Source organism: Nocardia altamirensis NBRC 108246 (assembly GCF_001612685.1).
Taxonomy (GTDB): Bacteria; Actinomycetota; Actinomycetes; order Mycobacteriales; family Mycobacteriaceae; genus Nocardia; species Nocardia altamirensis.
Window position 1 is genome coordinate 165167 of record NZ_BDAY01000005.1, and the last position, 21320, is coordinate 186486.

Sequence of the window (21320 nt, forward strand, 5' to 3'; positions counted from 1 at the left end):
CGCCACGCCCTCCGAGTTCGAGCACGACGAGGCCCCGGAATCGGCCGGCACTCCTTGCAGGCGCCAAGCCAAGGCTGCGCATCCCAAGCCCGAACGCACTCCCGCTCAGGATTGCAGGCGACGATATTCCTCGACATTGACGCCGCCCACACCCCAGTCGGAGAGCTCGACCTCGTCGATGACGACGAACGTCGTGGCCGGGTCCTTGCCGAGGACGTCCTGCAGTAGGTCGGTCACGCCTTTGATCAACTGGGACTTCTGTTCTCGGGTCACGCCTTCGTTGGTGACCTTGATGTTCACGTACGGCATCAGGCAGCCCTCCCCGAGATGAACCCGCCGTCGACGGGGAAGATGTGCCCGGTGGTGAACTCCGCGTCCGCGAGATACAGGACAGCGGCGGTGGTTTCGGACACCTCGCCGATGCGATTCAGCAAAGCCAGTCGGCCCGAGGCTGTTTCATCGCCGTCACCGAACAGCGGGGTACGGATGATGCCGGGAGCCACTGCGTTGACCCGGATGCGGTCCGCCGCGAGTTCGGCGGCAAGGCTCGTGGTCAGCGCGTGCACGCCGCCCTTGCTGATCAACGCCGCCGACGCGGGCAATCCGGCCAGCGCGTGATTGACCAGCACCGTGCCGATGTTGACGATGCTGCCGCCTCGCGCCTGCCGCTGGAGCTGTCGCACCACCGCCTGCGTGGTGAAGTAGGTGCCCTTGAGGTTGCCGCCGAGGTAGCTGTCCAGGTCCGCTTCGGTGACGTCCACGAACGGCTTCGCGCCGAAGATGCCCGCGTTGTTCACCAGGACGTCCACGCCGCCGAACCGCTCGACCGCCGCCTGCACCAGTGCGGAACCCGTTGCGGGAGAACCGATATCTCCCGCAAAGGTGGCCACTTGCGCCAGCGCACCGAGCTCGGCCGCCACCTCGGCGAGCTTGTCTGCGTCGCGGCCGTTGACCACCACGTTGTCTCCGCGCGCTACGAACGCGCGGGCAATATCGCGTCCGATCCCGCTGGAGGATCCGGTCACGATCACCGTCTTCGTCATAGTTCCCTCTCTCCTTGATACGACCGGTCGTCTTGGAATAGGTAAGCGAAACGACCGGGCATGGCCAAGCCCCTGCTCAGGGCCGGAAGTAGTCCCCCAGCAGACGATTCAGGCACTTCTCCAGCGGTTCGAGCGTCCGGTCGATCTTCATCCGGATCACCGCGCCCTCCCACGATTCGAGCAGCAGATCCGCCAGATCGGTCGCGTCGATATCGCCTCGGATCATCCCCGCCGCCTGCGCCGCACGCAGCTGCTCGGCCACCCGATCGCGCCACGCACCCCACGCACTCGACAACGACTCCCGAAGCAGCTCACTACCTTCCAGCTCACCACCGAGATTCGCGATCAAACACCCGCCGGTGAAATCCGCCGCAACGAAATCGTCCATCAGCCGCCCGAAGAACGCCCGCAGCCCACTCACCGGATCGGCGGCCGCCTCGAACGCCTCCGTCAGATTCCGCTGCACGCACAGCGAGTGATGCTCGATCACCGCCTGCCCAAAACTCTCTTTGCTGTCGAAGTAGTTATAGAACGACCCCTTGGGCACCCCGACCTTGTCCAAGATCTGCTTGATCCCGGTCCCGTGATACCCACTGCTCAAGAACCCAGCAGCCCCCTCCTCCACGAGCAGCTGCTGGGTATCCCCACTCCGTCGAGGTCGCGCCATGCGCCCAATATACGACCGGTCGTCTACGAATAGCAACCCGAGCCCCTCTCGGCCCTCTATCGAACTGGACGAACGATCACGAGGTACTGGTGCAGGCAACGGTCGAGAGCCGACCTGCACCAGTACCCGCTCGGCCAACCATGTCAGTACCTCCGGGCATAGTCGGGGCATGGGGGTCTTGGATGAACCGTTTCCGGGGTCTTGGGCCAGGGCAGCGGGGTTGGTCACGCGATGGGAACTTCAGCACAACTTCGTGCGGCTGTTCCCCGACGTCTACCTGCGCAAGGGGTGCACGCTCGACGCAGGGGGACGCGCACGCGCCGCGGCGCACTGGGCAAAAGGCACTGGAGTGCTGATCGGCCACTCGGCAGCCGCCATGCATGGCACCCGCTGGCTGGATCCAGACCAACCAGCGGAGATCGCGCGAGCGGAACATTACAAGCCGCCCAGCGGGATTCGCGCTGTGATCACTTGCATCGATCCATCCGAATGCTGCGACGTCGATGGTTTCCGGGTGACAACACCCGTTCGAACCGCGTTCGATCTCGGTCGACGGTTGCCCCGCGACCAAGCCGTACCGACCCTGGACGCGTTGTGCGCAGCCACCGGATTCGATCCGCTGAAAGTAGCGGACTTGGCCCGCGAACATCCAGGGCTGCGCGGAGTGGCCCGCCTGCCCGCGATCCTCCCACTGATCGACGGAGGCGCCGAGTCACCTCAGGAATCGCGCACCCGACTCCTCCTGATCGACGACGGATTACCCAGACCCACAACCCAACTCGTGATCCGCGACGGCTGCGGCGGATTCGTAGCCCGTGTCGATATGGGTTGGGAACCGTGGCGCGTCGCCGTCGAATACGACGGTGCCCACCATTGGACCGATCCGACCCAGCGCACAAAGGACATCGACCGGATAGCCACCCTGGAATCTCTGGGTTGGCGAGTCATCCGCGTCAACGCCACCCTCCTCCACCGCCGCCCGCACGTAGTCCTCGACCGAGTCCGCGCCGCCCTCCACGCCAACGGCTGGACGAATGATCATGAGGTACTGGTGCAGGCAACGGTCGAGAGCCGACCTGCACCAGTACCCTCTCACCCCGGACAGCTCAGCGAGAATCGGCACCGAGGAGGTGCCACATCTCGCTATCGAAATTCGCATTGCCCGAATTCGGGCGTAGGCACAGTATCTGGGCAGGGGCGGGGTGGATCGTTGACGGATCGGGCGCAATGACGGCGTGGTAGGTTTCGCCGCTACAACCCGCGCCGCCATTCGGCAGCGCGGGTCACGAAGTGGTGGAGGTGGTCGGTGGCGAAGTGTTGGGGGCGCCAATTGTGTTGTGCGGCAGGGGCTGTCCAGATGTAGGAATAGGCTTGCAGAGGTTTGTCGGCTAGGGCGATCGGCCGCAGGTCGTATTCGTCGTCTTCGAAGGCGTCGAGGATTGCCCACTCCCCTGCGGTGAGGCCGGAGAGTAGGACGCCGTGCGCCACACTGTCAGTGCCGGGGACAAGGCCCGGATACACCCTGTCCGGCAGCGCGGCGACTCGCCAGCCCGGCGCGGTGGTAGGGCTGAGGTCCGGTACGCGATCGAGTAGTACCTCGAGCACCTCCGGGAATTGCAGCGTCCCGTACGCGAACAACGAGTGTCCGATACCGTCGGAATGTCGACCGATACTGTTGTCCGACAATCTCATTCGCTACTCCTCTCCGACTATCGGTACCACACTGGGCATTTCGCCGCTGGGCGCGTTCAAGCCGGGCGCTGGGTGCGGATGATGGCGGCGAGGTATTCGTAGTCTTCGGCGCGGGCGGTGGAGGTGCGGTAGGCGAGGCCGATGGTGCGGCCGGGGGCTGGGGTGGCGAAGTGGGCGGTGTCAAGGGTGCCTCGGGCGGTTTCGGCGGCGACGGCCATTTCCGGGATCAGGGTGACGCCGAGACCCCCTGCGACACACTGCACTACGGTCGCGAGGGAGGCCGCGCGGGTGTCGCCGACGCCGGCGGGATGGACCTCGGCTGAGCGGCACAGGTCCAGTGTTTGGTCGCGGAGGCAGTGGCCCTCGTCGAGCAGGAGCAGCGGGAGCGCGTCGAGAACCGACGGGGCCAGGTCGGTGCGTCCGGCCAGCTCGTGCCCGCGCGGGGTCACCAGCACGAATTCCTCTGTGTAGAGCGGTATTTCGACGAGACCGGGGACGTCGGCAGGCAAGGCGAGCAGTGCGACGTCAAGCACGCCGGTGCGCAGACCGTCCAACAGTCGCGCGGTCTGATCCTCGACCACCTGCGGGTGGAGCGCGGGTAACTTCTTGTGTAACTCCGGAAGAAGACCTGGCAGCACATATGGAGCAACCGTCGGAATGATGCCCATCCGCAGCGTCCCGCCGAGGCCGTCACCGGTCGCCGACGCGACGAAACGATCGGCCGCTTCGAGGGTCGCCATCGCCTTCGGCAGCAACCGCATCCCGGCCGCGGTCACCAGAACCCGGCGCGTGCTTCGCTCGATCAGTTGCAGCCCCAACCCGTGTTCGAGTGCGGCGAGCGCCTGCGATAGCGTGGGTTGGCTCACACTGAGCCGCGCTGCGGCAGTGCCGAAGTGGCGGTATTCCGCGACCGCCACGAACGCACGCAGCTGCGACAGGGTCGGCTGATAAGTCTGATCGGTCACGGCTATCAGTGTAGTGCGACTGATCACCTTTACCTTTCACCAGCCCTTCCGGCAAGATCGGCGGGGAGCTTTTCTGCTTTTCTGCACAGTCTTGGCAAACCCACACAGAACGAGGAGATTAGGCATGGCCTTGCTGACCATCGGCGACCAATTCCCGGCATACAACCTCACCGCAGTCATCGGTGGTGATCTGTCGAAGGTCGACGCTCAGCAGCCTGACGATTACTTCACCCAGATCACCAGCGACGATCACGCGGGCAAGTGGCGGATCGTCTTCTTCTGGCCGAAGGACTTCACCTTCGTGTGCCCGACGGAGATCGCTGCGTTCGGCAAGCTCAACGAGGAATTCGCGGACCGCGACGCGCAGGTGCTCGGCGCCTCCGTCGACAACGAGTTCGTGCACTTCCAGTGGCGCGCCCAGCACGAGGATCTGAAGACCCTGCCGTTCCCGATCCTTTCCGACCTGAAGCGCGAATTGGCCACTGCCACCGGCGTTCTCAACGCGGACGGGGTTGCCGACCGCGCGACCTTCATCGTCGACCCGAACAACGAGGTCCAGTTCGTCTCGGTCACCGCAGGTTCGGTCGGCCGCAACGTCGACGAGGTGCTTCGGGTGCTCGACGCACTGCAGTCCGACGAGCTGTGCGCCTGCAACTGGAAGAAGGGCGACCCGACCATCAACGCGGGCGAACTGCTCGCCGCGAGCGTCTGAGTCGAAAAACGCTGCGTCACTACATGAACGGCCAGTATTCACCGTTCCCCGCGCAGGCGGGGACGATCCGATCCGAGGATACGAAGAATGAGCGAGCGTAGCGAGCGAATCATGCCTGCAGCGCCCATGGGCATGACGGAGCCGAGCGCCAGCGAGGCGCAGTCATGAGCATTGAGAACCTGAAGAACTCCCTCCCCGAGTACGCCAAGGACCTCAAGCTCAATCTGTCATCGCTCGCACGCACCACCGTGCTGAACGAACAGCAGCTGTGGGGCACCCTGCTCGCCTCGGCGGCCGCGTCCCGGTCGGCGACCACGCTGCGCGAGATCGCGGACGAAGCCGCGAACGTCCTGTCCGAGCCTGCCTACAACGCCGCGCTCGGCGCCGCCTCGATCATGGGCATGAACAATGTGTTCTACCGGGGCAAGGCGTTTCTCGGCGGGCGCTACGACGACCTGCGGGCGGGTCTGCGCATGCAGATCATCGGTACGCCCGGGGTCGACAAGGCCGATTTCGAACTGTGGTCGTTCGCGGTCTCGTCGATCAACGGTTGCCAGCATTGCTTGGAGGCGCACGAGCACACGCTGCGTGAGGCGGGCGTGTCTCGTGAGGTGATCTTCGAGTCGCTGCGTGCGGCCGCGATCGTCGCCGGTGTCGGGCAGGCCGTCGAGTCGACCGAGGCACTGGCCGGCGTCACCGTCTGATCCGTCAAGGTCCGAAGAGGCCGCCACCGCTCCTCGCGAGCGGTGGCGGCCTCTTTTGTGAACATTGACGAACCCGAGGTGGGCCACACCGCTCGCTGCTGCGCGGCATGCCTGGTGAACGGGGGTGTGGTCCACGCGACAGCTCGGCGTCGGTGCAGGCTAGTAGGCTCGGTGACCATGAGCACACAGGTTGATGTGGTGCGGGTGTTCACCGATTCGGCTGGACGATTCGGCAATGAACTGGGGATCGCGCGGGCCGCCGATGTGCCCGAGGCGGACCGGCAGGCACTGGCCGCCAAGGCTGGTTACAGCGAGACCGTCGTGGTCGAGGACGCGGTCGACGAGGTCGCCAGGATGCGGATCTACACCCCGACCGTGGAGTTGCCCTTCGCCGGGCATCCGTCGGTGGGCACCGCCTGGTGGTTCGCCGGACACGGCATCCCGCTGCGCCGGTTGATCGTGCCCGCCGGGCCGGTCGCGGTCGAGTTGGCCGAGGGCCTCACCTGGATCACGGCGCGCGCGGAATGGGCGCCGGACTTCACCTTTCACCAGCTCGGCGACACCGAAGAACTCGCGGCGCTGCGCCCGGACGACTTCTCCGGCGGCCCGCACTACCTGTGGGCCTGGGTCGACGAGAACCGCGGCGCGCTGCGCTCACGGATGTTCGCCCCGACCCTCGGCATCGCGGAAGACGAAGCCACCGGTGCCGCGGCCGTCGCCATCACCGCCCTCCTCCGCCGCGGACTGGTCATCACCCAGGGCAAGGGGTCGCAGATCTTCTCCGCATGGGACTCCGACGGTTGGGTCCGCCTCGGCGGTCGCGTAGTCGCCGACCAAACGATCGAGATCTGAGTAGAGACCCACAACACCAACGGCGTTCCGCGACTTGATGAGTCGCCGACCCTAGATTGGACCGCGCACGTCAACCACCTTGCGGCAAACACGCCAACCACCTTGCCGCCCAACGCGTTAACCCCTCACGGGGCCCAACCTGCCAACCGCCTTGCGGCCAAGCGCGACGATCACCTTGCGGCCCGGCCCGTCAACCACCTTGCAGCCAGCACCTCAACCACCTTGCAGTCCGATGCGTGAACCATCTTGCGGCTCAACGACACCGGCCGCACGCGTCGACAGCTGTGCTCGATGACGAACTCGTGGGCTCAGGGCAGTAGGACTCCGGCGATCGGGTCGGTTGTTGGTGCCGGCGATCCACCTGTTGGTTCGACGCTGACGGCCAACTTCTCTCCTGTGGCGAATGCGGTCACGAATGGCCTTCCCGCCGAAGGCAATTCAGCCAGCACGCCGACGGATCGGGGCTGCTGACCGTCTGGCACCAGCCAGACCTGATACACGTGGTCGGGTGGTGGCTGTGCGACACCGTCGAATGCCATCAGTGCGAGGCGCTGGTTCGGTGAAATCTCCACCACCACAGTGCCGCCGCCGGTGACCGGCGTGGTCAGTGTCTGCGCGGCTGGTTGGTCCACACTCGGCGAGTCCGCGACCCGGTCGGCTACCACGCTGCCGCCGATCACCAGGCAGACCGCTGCCGCGGCAGCCACCAACCATCGTGCGCGGCGTTTGCGCGCGGACAACCGAACGACCCTGCCGTCGTCGGGCAGTGCCGCCAGTATCCGTTCCTCCAGTTCCGGCGGCGGCGCCGTCGCGTCGAGTGCCGCCACCCGCGCCATCACGTCGCGCAGGTGCCATACGGTGTCGGAGAACGCTTTCCGCACCGCCGGATCCGCGGTGGCCAGCCGCTCCTCGATGTGTCGGCGCTCGATTTCGGCTACCGCGTCCAATGCGCACGGGTAAGCGAGGTCGAGCAGTTCCGCGTCGGACCGCGGGGGCGTGTCAGCCATCGGCGCCTTCTCCGGACAAGCATTTCTCCAGTCTCTTCAGTCCGTCCCTGATGCGAGTTTTCACCGTGGGTAACGGCACCGAGAGATGGTCGGCCACTTCACGGTACGTCCGCCCGGAGTAGTACGCGAGTGCGATTGCTTCGCGCTGGGTGGAAGTGAGCGCGTCGAGGCAGTCGAGCACCTCCTGCTCCTCCATCCGTTGCGTCACCGATTCGGCGACGACGTCGTGATCCCGGCCGACCTGGGCGTGGGCGTAAGCCAGATCCCGGACGGTGGCGGCGGCCTCCGCGCGGACCCGGTCGACGGCACGGCGGTGCGCGATCATCATCAACCAGCCGATCGGGCTCGACCGCGACGCGTCGTACCGGTCGGCGCTCGACCACACCTGGAGGTACACCTCCTGGACGACTTCTTCCGCCGCGGCATGGCTGCGCAGGATGCGCAGGGCGAGGCCGAAGACCCGTGAGCTGGTGAGCCGGTAGAAGTCGGTGAAGGCGGCGCGGTCGCCGGTGCCGATCGCGGCGAGTAGGCCCGCTGATCGGCGGCTGACGAGCAGCGCGCGTTCCCGGTCGCGGTCGGTGGGCAACCTGCATGCGAGTACGGAATCGTCAGCATCCAGGACTGGTTCACCGGGGCGATGCACGGGCGCTGACCCGCGCCGGTTACTCATAACACTGCCTCGCGGACGCCCAGCTCGGTCGTGAGCACGGCGCCCCGGCACATCATCGGTTCGCTCATGCCTGCGCCTCGCCGACACTCAACACCGCCACGAGCGAATGCCCGGCTGTGCCCACTGGTCGATCGCCGCGCTCGCTCATGCCCGCGCCTCGCCGACACTCGACATCGGCACGAGCGAATGCCCGACTGTGCCCGTTGCTCGATCATGGCTCATGCCTGCGGCTCGCCGACACTCAGTTCCGGCACAAGCGAACGCTTGGCCGTGCCTATCGTTCACCGAATCCTCTGCCTGCATAGAGAGGGGTTCGGTCTGGGCTGGCGCGCGGATTGGTCTGCGGCACCGCTCAATTCGAAACGGCCGCGATGAGCATGTACGCGGTGCCGAGGTCCATCACCACATGCGGCACCATCGCGGACCGCTTTCGCGGCCCGGTCCATGCCACGACACACCCACCCGCGTATCGCACAATCCCCAGGCCACCCGGCGTGTTCACCGCCGCACGCCCGGTCGCGCACGCGAGCGTGACGAGCAGCGCGTCGGCGGCGAAAAGCCCCGCAATGATCAGTGCGGGCACGACAGCGGGCCCGCCGGTATGTCCGGTTGGCGTATGTCCGGACATCGCGTACAGCATCGCCGCGGCCGTCGCCGTGTGATACCCGAGCGGCATCAACCGATCCCCCGGCATCGCGTGCGAATCGGCATGCCACTGCACGACCCGACTCACCAGCAACCCCGCGAAGACGACGACCATCGCAGTGAGCACGCCACGCACCGCGGCCGGACTCGCCGCGGCCGGAAAGATCAGCATCGCCAACATGACCAAGCACATAGCGAGATGCGCCGCATCGGACTCGTGATACCCAGCTGCCCACTCCCCCGCCCCCGCAGAGTGTCCAGGAATCGAGCCCCCGCGCGAGAAAGTGTGGCCGGGTGCCGCAGTGGCGTCGTGCCCGAGTCCCGACGCGGCGTCGTGCCCGGGTCCAGACCAGGCGGCGGCCCCGACCGACCCGGCGGCCTGCTCGGGTACCGGCCGGGCGCTCGGCCCGAGTGCCTGGTCCCCTACCGCCGCAGCGTGTTCAGACGCCGAGCTTCCGCTCGGGAAAGTGTGCCCGTGTGCCGACGGGGCCGTGTCCACGAGTGCCGCATCCATTGTGTGCCCGGATGTCTGAGAAATCGCGTGTCCGCGGGCCGAGGTGTGTTCTACCGAATCCGCCGGGGCGGGCGCTGGCGCAGTCGCGTCGCGGGTTGGGTCTGGTTGGGCTGAAACGTGTTCCGGCAGTAGGGCGGGACCCGTTCGATTCCGTCCTGCGATCGCTCGGGGTGGGGTGGTTAGGCGGGCGAGCACGATGGTGGCGGCGATCAGGAAGGCGGCGATCGCGGACCAGCGTAGTGCGGCGTACTCCTGTACGAACTGCGTCACCGCCCACCACCTCTCGTCGCGGCGATCGTGGTTGCCTCGGATACCACCAAGGATGCCCTGTTCGGCGCGGTGTGCGGGTCAGCGCGGCACGGACTGCCGGTATCTGTCGACGGCGGTGCGGGCGAATCGGCCCGGCGAGACACCGCGCCATTGTTTGAACGCGTTCGAAAAGCTCGGTGCGCCTGAGTATCCCATGCGGTAGGCGACGTCCTCGACGGTCAGGCCGGTGGAGAGGAGTTCTTCGGCGAGGGTGCCGAAGGTTTCGGCGCAGAGCTGACGATAGGAGGTGCCTTCGTCGGACAGCCTGCGGCGCATGGTGCGCAGGCTCATGTGCAGTCCGGCGGCGACTTCTTCCTGACTGAGCCTGCCGTTCATCCGGTGCATCAACATTTCCCGGACCGAACCTGCCACGCCCTGCCGCAGGCCCCGGCGCTGCAGCAGGTCGTCGCACTGTTCCTCGAACAGCTGGGCGGTGAGCGGACTGGCCTGCGGCATCGGCTCATCGATGCCGATGGCGTCGAACACCGCGACCTGGAGCTCGGTCGATTCGGTGCTGGGAATCCCGAAGTCGTCGAAGAGCGGCTTCAGCCGCGGACGCAGCCCGCCGGCGATCTCGACGCGCAGCACCGGCGGCGGGGTCCCGAAGACCATGAACCAGTTCGTCAGTAGCGCCGACACATCGCGTTCGGCGAGGAACGCACGCAGGTCGTTCGGCAGGTCGCGGTCGTCGCCGTAGAGGAAGATCTCGTCGCCGCGGTAGACGTGCCAGGCGCGGGCGAAGGAGGTCATCAGGCTGAAGTAGCGCATGGCGACTTCGATGGCTTGGCGCATCGTCGGGCTGCTGAGCACGGCGAGGGCGAACACACCGTGGGTGGTGATGTGGGTCCGTGTGCCCGCTTCGACGCCCAGTCCCGGCGGATCGCCGAGCAGGGTGACGATATTGCGGACGATCGCCAGCTCCTGCGCCGCAGTGATCTCCGCGCCCGGCGTTTTGAGCACACGCGGGTCGATGTCTGTGCCGTGGAGGCACTGATTTTGGGTGAGGCCGTGATCGTCCGCGAGTTCGACGAGGATCGCCGCGTTAGTCACCGACCGCCGCCACTCCCATGAGGCCACGCTTCCATCGTTGCCTGCGATGGCCGGAACGCGCAAGGTTTTTGGCCGGAGATCGTAAGTTCTACTGCTTCAAAAGGGTTCGAGCCGCTCGAGCAAACCGTCCGCCCGGTTCCGAACAGTCACCTGCGAGCATCCGCCTCGCCTCAGCTTGGCACGCCCTACCGATCCGCACGACCACTTCGCGCATCCATCACGAACCGCCGCTGTATCCGAGCGGCCGACTCGGACCTCCACGTGGCCGATCTGCGCAAGGTCTTCGATGTCCGTCCCCCACAGACGCATTGCCCCGGCCGCGCATCGACGTCGCCACTTCGCGCCCATGCGGCCGCATCCGCAGCCCCACACAGCAACCAACCCCGGTGGCCGATCTGCGCAAGATTCTTGGCCGGAGTCGGCATGGACAGCAAACCCTTCCACGCAATCATGACCCGCCCCTGTTTCCCCTGGCCGGATTGCGCATATTCATGACCCGATATCGCATGGAATGAACCGCCAGCGACCATCTAGCGTTTAAGGGAGTCGAAGGCAGGCGAAACCATATGTCGCGGAAGACACTCGCTGGCAAACGCATCGCGATCACCGGAGGTGCGCACGGAATCGGACGTGAGACCGCGTTGGCCTTCCTTGCGGAGGGAGCCGATGTGGCGATCGGCGACGTCGACACCGGATCGGTGCGCGCGGTCGCCGATCAGCTCGCCAGGAGCCACGGGGGCACGGTGGTCGGGCTGCCGCTCGATGTCACCGACAGCGCCAGGTTCGCGAGTTTCCTCACCTCCGCCGAGCGCAAACTCGGAGGTCTCGATGTCGTGGTGAACGCCGCCGACGTGATGCCTGCCGGACCGTTCCTGGCCGAGACGGAGGCCGAGACGGACCGCCAGATCGACATCAATCTGCGAGCAGTGATCATCGGAACCCGCCTTGCCGCAGAACGATTCGCCACGCAGGGACAGGGGCAGATCGTGAACATCGGCACCGCGGCCGGGGTGACCGCGGCACTGGGGGTTGCCGTGTACTGCGCGACCAAGCACGGTGTGGTCGGGCTCGGCGCCGCGCTCGATCAGGAACTCGGCGAACTCGGCGTCACCGTGAGCACCGTCGCCTCCGGCTCGGTCGAGGATCCGGAGGCGGTCGCCGATGCCGTTGTCGAGTGCGTTGTGCGCCAACGCGGCGGTTTGATCAGCGTGCCTGCCCCGCACGGACTCCGCGGCGCGTTGGGACCTTCAGGCGGCATCCTGCGTCGCTTGTTCGCCCGCAACGGTCAGCTCCGCTGAGTCACGCCGAATCCACCAGCCGCCGATCACAACTCGCGCAGTTCCCGTTTGAGCACCTTGCCCGTCGGATTGCGCGGCAGCTCGTCGACGAACAGCACATCACGCGGCACCTTGAACCGAGCCAGATGCTCCTTGACATGCGCACGCACCTCGTCCTCCGCGAGCGTGTGCCCGTCGCGCACCACGATCACCGCGCGCAACCGCTGCCCGTACCGATCGTCGTCCACGCCGAAGGCGCTCACCTCCGCCACCGCCGGATGCGCGGCAAGCAGTTCCTCGACCTCGCCGGGGAAGACGTTCTCGCCGCCGGAGACGATCATGTCGTCGTCCCGTCCGTCGATGAAAAGCCTGCCGGCACTGTCGAAGTGGCCGACATCTCCGCTCGACATCAGTGTGCCGATGCGATCCTTGTCGCGCCCGTCGGTGTAGCCCTCGAACTGGTAGGTGTTGCCGACGAAGATCCGACCGGTCTCGCCTGCAGGCAGTTCCGCGCCGTGCTCGTCGAGGATCTTGACGGTGGCGCTCGGCACCGGACTGCCGACGCAGCCCGGCTCGACGGCCAGGTCGGCGGGGGTCGCGATGGTCGCGTACGCGACCTCGGTGGAGCCGTACAGGTTGTAGAGCACCGGCCCGAACACGTCGAGCACCTTGGTGCACAGGTCGGCGCCGAGTTGCGAACCGGCGACGAAGATGATGCGGAGCGCGGAAAAGTCGTGCCCCGCACGGGCGTCCGGACCGAGGTCGATCATGCGCCGCAGCATCACCGGTACCGCGATCACCGCGGTGGCCCGATGCCGGTCCATGCTGTCCAGCACCGCCTGCGGATCGAACCGACGGCGGATCACCAGCGTTGATCCGAAACCGAGCGCGAGGGTCGAGAACGCGAAGCCGAGCGTATGGAACAGCGGCGCCGCGCATTCGATGACCTCGCGAGCCCGGAACGGCACCTTGTCGAGGATGGCGCCGAGTGGCGCCAGCGAGGTCGGTTCACTGCGCGAGGCGCCCTTCGGGGTGCCGGTGGTCCCGCTGGTCAGCAGGATGATCTTCGCGGTCGTGGTCGGTCGCTTGGGCGTGGTGCGCGCCGCTCCGGCGATCAGATTGTCCAAGGTGTCGACGCCGGGTTCCTCGGCCCAGGCACGGTAGCGGCCGCGCGGCGCGTCGAGGTCACCGAGGATCTCGGTGTATTCCTCGTCGTAGACCAGCAGGTCCGCGCCCTCTCGACCGACCACCTCGCGCAGCTGCGGACCGGCGAAATCGGTGTTGAGCAAGAGAATTCGCGCACCGCACTTGGCCGCGGCGAACACCGCGTAGTGGAACCCGCGATGGTTGCGCACGAGGACGGCCACGGTTTCCCCGTCCCGCAGACCGCGCGCCCGCCAGGCATTGGCGAGCGCGCTGGTGCGGTCGTCGAGTTCGCGGAAGGTGACCGGTCCGCGCTCGTCGATGAGGGCGGCCCGGTCCCGGTAGCGCAGGGCGCCGACCGAGACGAGTCCGCCGATCATGCCGGAGCGCAGCACCGCGACGCCCATTCGGGCGAGGCGGTCCGGCCGTTCCGGCGTGACCAGTCCGGCGCGGACGGCCAGTGCGGCGTAATAGGTTTCGTCGATCACGCGGCGCGGCACCGCGGCCGCCAGCGTTGCGACCTTGGCTAGCTTCATGATTCGTACCCCCTGGCGGGACGGTGAAGTCCACCGAGCGTTGCGGGCGAGTGCTTTCACCATAAGACGTGCCGAGTGCGGTTGGTGACGGTTCCCACCTGAGACCACACCTGGGATGAATTCGGTGCATGATGATCGAATGTCTAGCAACACCGACCAGTCGGTTATCTCGGAAACATTCGTCACCGGCGCCCATCTCACCCTGCGCATCGCGGTCGACGATCTTTCAGGGCCGGAGATCGCGGCCCTGCTCACCGACCATTTGACCGACATGGCCGCGCAGTCCCCCGCCGAGAGCATGCACGCACTCGACCTGACGGCCCTGCGCCGCCCGGAGATCACCTTCTGGAGCGGCTGGGACGGCGACACCCTGGCAGGCTGCGCCGCGCTCAAACAGCTCGACGACGAGCACGCCGAGATCAAGTCCATGCGCACCGCCCCGACCCACCGCCGCCGTGGCATCGCCGCAATGTTGTTGCGCCACCTGATCGCGGAGGCACGCGACCGCGGCTACCGGCGGCTGAGCCTGGAGACCGGGACGGTCGAGTTCTTCACCCCCGCCCAGAAGCTCTACGCCGCGCACGGTTTCGAGTACTGCCCGCCCTTCGGCGACTACCAACTCGACGCGTACTGCACCTTCATGACCCGCGCCCTCTGAGCGACCCGGATGCCCGAGCGGGCAGACCGGCACACGGTCCTCAGCTCGCGGCAGCTCGACGGGTGTCCCGCACCGATTCCGGTGCGGGACAACAGCGTCTGATCAATCCAGCATGCGGGCGATCAGTCGAACCCCGGACGCTCAGTCGAACCCCGGACGCTCAGTCGAACCCCGGACGCTCAGTCGAACCCCGGACGCTCAGTCGAACCCGGACAGCCAGTCAACCCGGGCGATCAGCCCAGCACGCGAGCCTCAGCCCAGCGCGCGGGTGAATCCGTCGACCAATTCACCGACCTGATCGTCCGTCATCACGAACGACGGCGAGATCTGCATCGCACCCTGCCCCGCCGCACGCCCGGAAATACCGTGCGCCCGCAGGGTTTTCACGAACGGCAGCCCTTCGGCGGGATCGACGAGCTGGACCGCGGCCACCGCACCGAGCCCACTGCGCACCTCGGCGACCCGAGGATGCTCGGCCAGCGGCGCGAGCCGCTCGTGCAGGGTCCGCTCCAGCCGCGCCGACTCGGCGAGCAGATTCTCCCGCTCGACAATGTCGAGGTTGGCCAGCGCCGCGGCGGCCGCGCCCGCGTGCCCGCCGTAGGTGTACCCGTGCCGCCACCACACGCCGCCGCTGAAGAACGGCTCAGCGATGTGCGGCGCGATGAAGACCGCACCCATCGGCAGATAGCCCGAGGTGAGCCCCTTGGCGGTCGTCATCAGGTCCGGCTCGAGGCCGAATCGCGAAGAGGCGAACCAGGATCCACCGATGCGCCCGAAGCCGGTCACCACCTCGTCGGCGACGAACAGGATGTCGTGATCGCGGCAGATCTGCCTGACCTCGGTGAGGTAGCCGTCCGGCGGCAGATAGATGCCGCCTGCGCCGATGATGGGTTCGCAGAAGAACGCCGCGATCCGCTCGGCGCCGAGCTCCTCGATCAGCGTGAGCAGCGCCTTCGGGTTGTCCCACTCGATGGTGCGCGCGTCGGCCATCAGCTCGCCGTAGCCCTCGCGGTTCACCGGGATGCCTGCCAGCGCGGTACCGGCGACATGCATGCCGTGGTAGGCCTTCTGCCGTCCGACCACGATCGTCTTGTCCGGCCTGCCGAGCTCGTGCCAGTAGCGGCGGGCCAGCTTGGCGGCGGTGTCCACCGAGTCCGAGCCGCCGGAGGTGAAGAAGATCTTGCTGCCCGGCACCGGCGCCAGCGCGGACAGCCGCTCGGCGAGCTGCTGGGTGGCCGGCTCGGTGAAGTCACCGAAGTTGGAGTAGTGCGCGATCTGGCGCAGCTGCGCGGCGACCGCGTCGGCGATCTCGCCGCGGCCGTGGCCGACGTTGGTGAACCACAGGCCCGCAGTCGCGTCCAGGTAGCGGTTGCCTGCAGCGTCGTAGATGTAGGCGCCCTCGCCACGGGCGACGACGAACGCGCCGTCCCGCTCGACCGCACCCATGTCGGCAAATCCATGCCATAGCGAGTTCATGCGTCCACCTTTACCGGAGGAAAGTGTCCTCCTCCGAATCGGCCCCACCCCTTGCCCCGACCGATACCGATCCAACCAGCCCAAACCCAGTCGTCCACGCCACCGGGTATGGCCAGCGACACTCCCGTGTCGCCGTCGAATGGGGACTGGTCGGAGCGCCGCTCGATGCCGCTGCGGGTGTCCGACGGTGCGGACCGCCGATCGATGCCGTTCATGGCGTCCGGCGGCGGGCCAGGCCGCCGACCGCGGCGATCGCGATGGCGAGCAGCGTGAAGACACCGAGCAGCACGATCAGTCCGATCGCCAGCGAGATCCAGCCGTTGATCCGCGGATCCATGAAGGGATACGGATACCAGTCGACCATCGGGCCGCGGATCAGCGTGTAAACGCCATAGATCACCGGATACACCAGCCAGCTCGCGACAAGTCGTGGCGAGAGCTCCACCCGTGCGCGAGCCGGGACGAGCACCCAGTCGGCCACCAGCACGATCGGCAGCGCCCGGTGCAGGATGTCGTTGATCCAGCGATCGGTGAGCATCACGTCGATATTGGCCAGGAGCACCGCGTACACGACGCCGGTGATGAGCAGATAGAGCGTGCTCGCGCCGCGTATCGCCTGCCAGCGACGCCCTTGCGGGTCGGCGAGGCCACCGATCAGCAGCACCAGGACGCCGAGCACGTTCGATTGAATCGTGAAGTAGCTGAAGTAGTTTGCCGGGGAGAACGCGGACTCGTGCAGGTTGCGCAGCGGGATCCAGGCCAGCGCGACGATGCCGAGCACACCGAAGGCGACCCGGAGGCCGCGATACACCCAAGCCGTGCCCGAATCGGGGTTCATGGCCCGATCCTCGCATATCAATACCCATTGACCTGGGAGGACAAGATCGGCGGCACACCGGTGGCTACCGGACAGCACTGCCTGACGGAAAACCCAGTTGCCGCCCTTCGCTACGCTTATCACTGCAATGACCAGGACAGCTGACACCGGACCCCGCGAGCTCCGCACCCGCCTGGCGAATCTCTCCCTCCGCGACGAGTACCGGCTGCGACGCCGACTCGACCGAGCACGCGGCGACGACCTCGCCGCGGTCGCGGGCGAGATCGCCGCCGCGGAACTCCGCATCGACGCACGCCGTGCGGCGGTGCCGCAGATCCGCTACCCCGAGCAACTGCCGGTCACCCAGCGCCGCGACGACATCGCCGCCGCCATCGCCGCGCATCAGGTGGTGATCGTGGCCGGCGAGACCGGTTCCGGCAAGACCACCCAGATCCCCAAGATCTGCCTGGAGCTCGGCCGCGGCATCCGCGGCACCATCGGTCACACCCAGCCGCGCAGGCTGGCCGCGCGCACGGTCGCCGAACGCATCGCCGAGGAGCTCGACACCGAGCTCGGTGATGTCGTCGGCTACACAGTCCGATTCACGGATCACGCCTCGGACCGGACGCTGATCAAGCTGATGACCGACGGCATCCTGCTCGCCGAGATCCAGCGCGACCGGCTGCTGCGCCGCTACGACACGATCATCATCGACGAGGCGCACGAACGCAGCCTCAACATCGACTTCCTGCTCGGCTATCTCAAACAGCTGCTGCCGCGCCGCCCCGACCTCGAGGTGATCATCACCTCGGCGACCATCGACCCGGAGTTGTTCGCCAGGCACTTCGCCGACGAAAAGGGCACCCCCGCACCGATTGTCGAGGTGTCCGGCCGGTCCTATCCGGTGGAGTTGCGGTATCGGCCGCTGTCGCTGGAACTGCCCGGCGCCGAGGACGAAGACGACGAGGACACCAGGGTGGTCGACCGCGACCCGGTCGACGCCATCGGCGACGCGGTCACCGAACTGTTCGCCGAGGGGGACGGCGATGTGCTGGTGTTCCTGTCGGGCGAACGCGAAATCCGGGACGCCGCAGACGCTTTGCGCGACCTGAAGCTGCCGCGCACCGAGATCCTTCCGCTGTACGCGCGGCTGTCCACCGCCGAGCAGCATCGGGTGTTCGCGCCGCATCCCGGCCGACGGGTCGTGCTGGCCACCAATGTCGCCGAGACCTCGCTGACGGTGCCAGGCATCCGGTACGTGGTCGACCCGGGAACCGCGCGCATCTCGCGGTATTCGATGCGCACCAAGGTGCAGCGGCTGCCGATCGAACCGGTCTCCCAGGCGTCGGCCCGGCAGCGCGCGGGCCGCTGCGGACGCGTCGCCGACGGTATCTGCATCCGGCTGTACTCCGAGGACGATTTCGATTCCCGGCCCGCGTTCACCGAGCCGGAGATCCTGCGCACCAACCTTGCCGCCGTCATCCTGCAGATGACCGCGCTCGGACTCGGCGATATCGAGAACTTCCCGTTCGTGGAGGCGCCGGACAAGCGTGCGATCCGCGACGGCATCGCGCTGCTCGAAGAACTCGGCGCGCTGGGGCGGCGGACAGCAGAGGCATCTCAGTCCGACGACGTCGGACTCACGCTGACGCCGATCGGCCGGGACATGGCGCAGTTGCCGGTCGATCCGCGGATGGCGCGCATGCTCGTCGAGGCGCACGGCACCGGCTGCCTGGCGGAGGTGCTGATCATCGTTGCGGCACTGTCGATCCAGGATGTGCGCGAGCGTCCCGCCGACAACCAGCAGGCCGCCGACACCAAGCACGCCAGGTTCATCGTCGAGGGTTCGGACTTCCTCACCTATCTCCGGCTGTGGGACTACCTGACCGAGCAGCGGAAGTCCCTGTCGTCCAACCAGTTCCGGCGGATGTGTCGCGACGAGTTCCTGCACTACCTGCGCATCAGGGAGTGGCAGGACCTGCACGGGCAGCTGCGCACCATCACGAAGGGTCTCGGCTGGTCGGCTGAGGCAACGCCGGACAGTGCCGAGGACGACGCCGCTATCTCCGGGCAGGCAGCAGGCCGTTCGCGCCGCGGGCGCTCCCGCGGCAAGGGTGGACAGGCCGACGGTGGCTCGAGCGACCAGACCGGCAGGCAGCACGAGAGCGGTTCGCCCCGTGGACGATCGGCGGGCGGCGAAGCGCAGGGCGGATCCCCGAAGGGCACCAATACCTCTCGTGGTGCCGGCGAACAGTCCGGTGCGAAGCGCGGACGTGGCAACGCACCGCAGGCGGCGGACGGGTCGGCGCTCGAATCCGACGGCATGCCATGGGATTCCGTCGGCATTCATCAGGCACTGCTGGCGGGCATGCTGTCCCACATCGGGGTGCGCGAGGCGGAGTCGCGGGAGTTCCTCGGCGCGCGCAACGCGAAGTTCATGATCTTCCCCGGCTCGTCGCTGGCGAAGAAGGCGCCGCGCTGGGTGATGGCCGCCGAATTGGTGGAGACGTCACGCCTGTGGGGCCGGATCGCCGCCAAGGTGGAGCCGGAGTGGGCCGAGCGCCTCGCGGGCGATCTGGTGAAACGCACCTATTCCGAGCCGCATTGGTCGACCAAGCGCGGTGCCGCGAGCGCCTACGAACGTGTCACGCTGTACGGCATCCCCCTGGTGACCGGCAGGCAGGTCGACTACGGCCGGATAGACCCCGAACTTTCGCGCGAACTGTTCATCCGGCACGCACTGGTGCAGGGCGAATGGCAGACCCGCCACGAGTTCTTCCACCGCAACCGCGAATTGATCGACGACGTCGCCGACCTGGAGCATCGTGCCCGCCGCCGCGACATCCTCGTCGACGACGAGGTGCTGTTCGAGTTCTACGACAAGCGCCTGCCCGCCGACATCGTTTCAGTGCGCCACTTCGACAGCTGGTGGAAATCCGCGAAGCGCAAAGACCCCGCGCTGCTGGACTTCTCGACCTCGACCGTGGTCAACGAGGGCGCGGCAGTGCTCGACCCGGCGGCCTTCCCCGACGCGTGGCGGCAGGGCGAGCTGAGTTTCCCGCTCACCTATCAATTCGAGCCGGGCAACGAGGAAGACGGTGTCACCGTCCGCATCCCGGTCGAGCAGCTGGCCCACGTGCGGGCCGTCGGCTTCGACTGGCTGGTGCCGGGCATGCGGGACGAGCTGGCGGCCGCACTGATCAAGACCCTCCCGAAGGCGTTGCGGCGCAGCGTTGTTCCCGCTCCGGACTTCGCGGCGGCGGCACTGGCCGCGCTGACACCGCGCGCAGAGCCGCTGCGCACCGGGTTGGCGCGGGAGTTGTCGCGGCTCGGATCGATCACGATCGACCCTGGCGACCTCGATCCGGCGGCCTTACCCGATCACCTGCGCATGACCTTCGCCGCCATCGACGCCACAGGAAAGACCCTGGCCCGCGGCAAGAGTCTGGCGGCTTTGAAAACCCAGCTGGCCGAACAGGTTTCCGCGTCCGTCGCGCGGGCGACCGCGGGGGCGGAACGTGCCCCCGCCGCGGTCTGGACGTCGGAATCGCTCGGCACCGTCGAGCCGACGGTCCGGCGCGAGGTCGCCGGGCAGACCGTCACCGGATATCCCGCCCTGGTTCCGGAGGGCGAGGGAGTCGCCGTTCGCGTGCTCAGCTCGCCCGCCGCCCAGACCGCCGCGATGCGCGCCGGGACCCGCGCCCTCGTCCTGAACGCATTACCGACCTCGGCCCGCACCGTCACCGCAGGCCTGCGACCCACGGAACGTCTTGCGCTGAGCCAGAATCCGTACGGATCACTGGAGGCGCTGGTCGAGGACTGCCGCGCCGCTGCCGCCGACGAGCTCATCGCCGCCGCGGGCGGACCCGTGCACAATCCGGACGACTTCGCCGGATTGGTCGCGAAGATCCGCCCCGATCTGACCTCCGCCGTCGCCCAGCTGGTTCGCCTCGTCGTCCCGATTCTGGCCGAGGCACACCGGGTTTCGGCGGCACTGGCGAACACCACCGAGCGCGACATCGCCGACGACGTCCGCGACCAGGTGGACAACCTGGTCTTCCCCGGCTTCGTCTCCGAATGGGGCAGCACCCGGCTGCGCGAACTCCCCCGCTATCTCCAAGGCGCCGTCGCCCGTCTGGAAACCCTCCCCGGTTCCGCCGTGCGCGACCGCCAGGGCATGATCGAACTCGACCGCGCCATGGCCGCCTACGACCGTCTGGTGAACTCCCTGCCCGAGAATCGCCGCCACGCCGCCGCGGTGACCGAAATCTGGTGGATGACCGAAGAATTCCGGATCAGCCTGTTCGCGCAGAAGCTCGGCACCCCATACCCGGTGTCCGTCAAGCGGATAGAACGCGCGATCGCCGCGATCCGCCGGTAGCCACGCCACTCGCCGTGCGGTGGCGGGCCGCTTTCTCGGACGGGTGACTGCCCCGGCACCTCCCAGCCGTGGTGACCAGGTCGGATCGGACCGCCGTCACAATGTTGCGACAACTCTGATGTCCGCGCGGAATGCGATGGTGTCGGCGCGTGCGGTGAACGACGAGTGTGGAGTGTGCTGGCGATAGGCGATGTGCGACGCG

19 protein-coding genes are annotated in these 21320 nt (G+C 67.3%); 7 read left to right on the forward strand and 12 right to left on the reverse strand.

Going from position 1 to position 21320, the window contains the following annotated elements; genetic code table 11:
- Positions 1–105: 105 nt before the first annotated feature.
- From NA11_RS02795 to NA11_RS02805, 3 genes are all read right to left on the reverse strand, one after another.
- Positions 106–309, reverse strand: coding sequence for a tautomerase family protein (locus NA11_RS02795; protein WP_069160090.1), 204 nt, complete (start codon positions 307–309; stop codon positions 106–108).
- Positions 309–1043, reverse strand: a complete 735-nt coding sequence (locus tag NA11_RS02800; protein ID WP_069160091.1) for an SDR family NAD(P)-dependent oxidoreductase — start codon at positions 1041–1043, stop codon at positions 309–311. Before NA11_RS02800 ends, NA11_RS02795 begins: the two co-directional genes overlap by 1 nt.
- 76 nt (positions 1044–1119) lie before the next feature.
- Complete coding sequence (locus tag NA11_RS02805) at positions 1120–1710, reverse strand: TetR/AcrR family transcriptional regulator (RefSeq protein WP_069160092.1); 591 nt, start codon at positions 1708–1710, stop codon at positions 1120–1122.
- An 823-nt stretch (positions 1711–2533) separates the two neighbouring features.
- Between NA11_RS02805 and NA11_RS46505 the strand changes: the two genes are divergently transcribed.
- Complete coding sequence (locus tag NA11_RS46505) at positions 2534–2941, forward strand: endonuclease domain-containing protein (RefSeq protein ID WP_245745697.1); 408 nt, start codon at positions 2534–2536, stop codon at positions 2939–2941.
- Between the two features lie 20 nt (positions 2942–2961).
- Here the strand turns inward: NA11_RS46505 and NA11_RS02815 are convergent, their stop codons facing one another.
- On the reverse strand, positions 2962–3402 hold the full coding sequence (locus NA11_RS02815; RefSeq protein WP_069160094.1) for a gamma-glutamylcyclotransferase family protein: 441 nt from the start codon (positions 3400–3402) through the stop codon (positions 2962–2964).
- Between the two features lie 56 nt (positions 3403–3458).
- Positions 3459–4367, reverse strand: coding sequence for a hydrogen peroxide-inducible genes activator (locus NA11_RS02820; RefSeq protein ID WP_069160095.1), 909 nt, complete (start codon positions 4365–4367; stop codon positions 3459–3461).
- A gap of 124 nt (positions 4368–4491) precedes the next feature.
- Between NA11_RS02820 and NA11_RS02825 the strand changes: the two genes are divergently transcribed.
- The 3 genes from NA11_RS02825 (at position 4492) to NA11_RS02835 (ending at position 6635) form a co-directional block, all read left to right on the forward strand.
- On the forward strand, positions 4492–5079 hold the full coding sequence (locus tag NA11_RS02825) for a peroxiredoxin (RefSeq protein WP_069160096.1): 588 nt from the start codon (positions 4492–4494) through the stop codon (positions 5077–5079).
- Between the two features lie 164 nt (positions 5080–5243).
- Positions 5244–5783: an alkylhydroperoxidase, AhpD family gene (gene ahpD, locus NA11_RS02830; protein ID WP_069160097.1), complete on the forward strand. Its 540-nt coding sequence runs from the start codon at positions 5244–5246 to the stop codon at positions 5781–5783.
- A 177-nt stretch (positions 5784–5960) separates the two neighbouring features.
- A complete protein-coding gene (locus tag NA11_RS02835; RefSeq protein WP_069160098.1) occupies positions 5961–6635 on the forward strand; it encodes a PhzF family phenazine biosynthesis protein in 675 nt (224 codons plus the stop codon).
- Between the two features lie 308 nt (positions 6636–6943).
- On the opposite strand, the gene NA11_RS02840 is transcribed toward NA11_RS02835, so the two are convergent.
- The 4 genes from NA11_RS02840 to NA11_RS02855 form a co-directional block, all read right to left on the reverse strand.
- A complete protein-coding gene (locus NA11_RS02840; RefSeq protein ID WP_069160099.1) occupies positions 6944–7642 on the reverse strand; it encodes an anti-sigma factor in 699 nt (232 codons plus the stop codon).
- Positions 7635–8312: an ECF RNA polymerase sigma factor SigK gene (sigK, locus tag NA11_RS02845; RefSeq protein ID WP_069160100.1), complete on the reverse strand. Its 678-nt coding sequence runs from the start codon at positions 8310–8312 to the stop codon at positions 7635–7637. Before sigK ends, NA11_RS02840 begins: the two co-directional genes overlap by 8 nt.
- 352 nt (positions 8313–8664) lie before the next feature.
- A complete protein-coding gene (locus tag NA11_RS46985; RefSeq protein ID WP_084654003.1) occupies positions 8665–9471 on the reverse strand; it encodes a DUF5134 domain-containing protein in 807 nt (268 codons plus the stop codon).
- A gap of 348 nt (positions 9472–9819) precedes the next feature.
- Positions 9820–10830 carry an AraC family transcriptional regulator gene (locus NA11_RS02855; RefSeq protein ID WP_069160102.1) on the reverse strand — a complete coding sequence of 337 codons (1011 nt, stop codon included), beginning with the start codon at positions 10828–10830 and terminating at the stop codon, positions 9820–9822.
- A 566-nt stretch (positions 10831–11396) separates the two neighbouring features.
- Here NA11_RS02855 and NA11_RS02860 point away from each other — a divergent pair.
- On the forward strand, positions 11397–12128 hold the full coding sequence (locus tag NA11_RS02860; protein ID WP_069160103.1) for an SDR family NAD(P)-dependent oxidoreductase: 732 nt from the start codon (positions 11397–11399) through the stop codon (positions 12126–12128).
- 26 nt (positions 12129–12154) lie between these two features.
- Here NA11_RS02860 and NA11_RS02865 read toward each other — a convergent pair whose 3' ends face one another.
- Positions 12155–13786 (reverse strand): acyl-CoA synthetase, encoded by a 1632-nt coding sequence (locus tag NA11_RS02865; protein WP_069160104.1) that lies wholly within the window; start codon positions 13784–13786, stop codon positions 12155–12157.
- Between the two features lie 139 nt (positions 13787–13925).
- Here NA11_RS02865 and NA11_RS02870 point away from each other — a divergent pair, with 139 nt between their 5' ends.
- Positions 13926–14444: a GNAT family N-acetyltransferase gene (locus NA11_RS02870; protein WP_245745687.1), complete on the forward strand. Its 519-nt coding sequence runs from the start codon at positions 13926–13928 to the stop codon at positions 14442–14444.
- 252 nt (positions 14445–14696) lie between these two features.
- Here NA11_RS02870 and NA11_RS02875 read toward each other — a convergent pair whose 3' ends face one another.
- Complete coding sequence (locus NA11_RS02875) at positions 14697–15920, reverse strand: aminotransferase family protein (protein ID WP_069160105.1); 1224 nt, start codon at positions 15918–15920, stop codon at positions 14697–14699.
- Between the two features lie 211 nt (positions 15921–16131).
- On the reverse strand, positions 16132–16758 hold the full coding sequence (locus NA11_RS02885; protein WP_069160107.1) for a Pr6Pr family membrane protein: 627 nt from the start codon (positions 16756–16758) through the stop codon (positions 16132–16134).
- 127 nt (positions 16759–16885) lie between these two features.
- Here NA11_RS02885 and hrpA point away from each other — a divergent pair, with 127 nt between their 5' ends.
- Positions 16886–21118 (forward strand): ATP-dependent RNA helicase HrpA, encoded by a 4233-nt coding sequence (gene hrpA / locus NA11_RS02890; RefSeq protein WP_069160108.1) that lies wholly within the window; start codon positions 16886–16888, stop codon positions 21116–21118.
- The last annotated feature ends 202 nt before the right edge of the window (positions 21119–21320 follow it).

Excerpts from the sequence above, each read along its gene's own strand:
- NA11_RS02795 (WP_069160090.1), bottom strand. The coding sequence starts at position 309 with ATGCCGTACGTGAACATCAAGGTCACCAACGAAGGCGTGACCCGAGAA.
- NA11_RS02800 (WP_069160091.1), bottom strand. The coding sequence starts at position 1,043 with ATGACGAAGACGGTGATCGTGACCGGATCCTCCAGCGGGATCGGACGC.
- NA11_RS02805 (WP_069160092.1), bottom strand. The coding sequence starts at position 1,710 with ATGGCGCGACCTCGACGGAGTGGGGATACCCAGCAGCTGCTCGTGGAG.
- NA11_RS46505 (WP_245745697.1), top strand. The coding sequence starts at position 2,534 with ATGGGTTGGGAACCGTGGCGCGTCGCCGTCGAATACGACGGTGCCCAC.
- NA11_RS02815 (WP_069160094.1), bottom strand. The coding sequence starts at position 3,402 with ATGAGATTGTCGGACAACAGTATCGGTCGACATTCCGACGGTATCGGA.
- NA11_RS02825 (WP_069160096.1), top strand. The coding sequence starts at position 4,492 with ATGGCCTTGCTGACCATCGGCGACCAATTCCCGGCATACAACCTCACC.
- ahpD (WP_069160097.1), top strand. The coding sequence starts at position 5,244 with ATGAGCATTGAGAACCTGAAGAACTCCCTCCCCGAGTACGCCAAGGAC.
- NA11_RS02835 (WP_069160098.1), top strand. The coding sequence starts at position 5,961 with ATGAGCACACAGGTTGATGTGGTGCGGGTGTTCACCGATTCGGCTGGA.
- NA11_RS02840 (WP_069160099.1), bottom strand. The coding sequence starts at position 7,642 with ATGGCTGACACGCCCCCGCGGTCCGACGCGGAACTGCTCGACCTCGCT.
- sigK (WP_069160100.1), bottom strand. The coding sequence starts at position 8,312 with ATGAGTAACCGGCGCGGGTCAGCGCCCGTGCATCGCCCCGGTGAACCA.
- NA11_RS46985 (WP_084654003.1), bottom strand. The coding sequence starts at position 9,471 with ATGGATGCGGCACTCGTGGACACGGCCCCGTCGGCACACGGGCACACT.
- NA11_RS02860 (WP_069160103.1), top strand. The coding sequence starts at position 11,397 with ATGTCGCGGAAGACACTCGCTGGCAAACGCATCGCGATCACCGGAGGT.
- NA11_RS02865 (WP_069160104.1), bottom strand. The coding sequence starts at position 13,786 with ATGAAGCTAGCCAAGGTCGCAACGCTGGCGGCCGCGGTGCCGCGCCGC.
- NA11_RS02870 (WP_245745687.1), top strand. The coding sequence starts at position 13,926 with ATGTCTAGCAACACCGACCAGTCGGTTATCTCGGAAACATTCGTCACC.
- NA11_RS02875 (WP_069160105.1), bottom strand. The coding sequence starts at position 15,920 with ATGAACTCGCTATGGCATGGATTTGCCGACATGGGTGCGGTCGAGCGG.
- NA11_RS02885 (WP_069160107.1), bottom strand. The coding sequence starts at position 16,758 with ATGAACCCCGATTCGGGCACGGCTTGGGTGTATCGCGGCCTCCGGGTC.
- hrpA (WP_069160108.1), top strand. The coding sequence starts at position 16,886 with ATGACCAGGACAGCTGACACCGGACCCCGCGAGCTCCGCACCCGCCTG.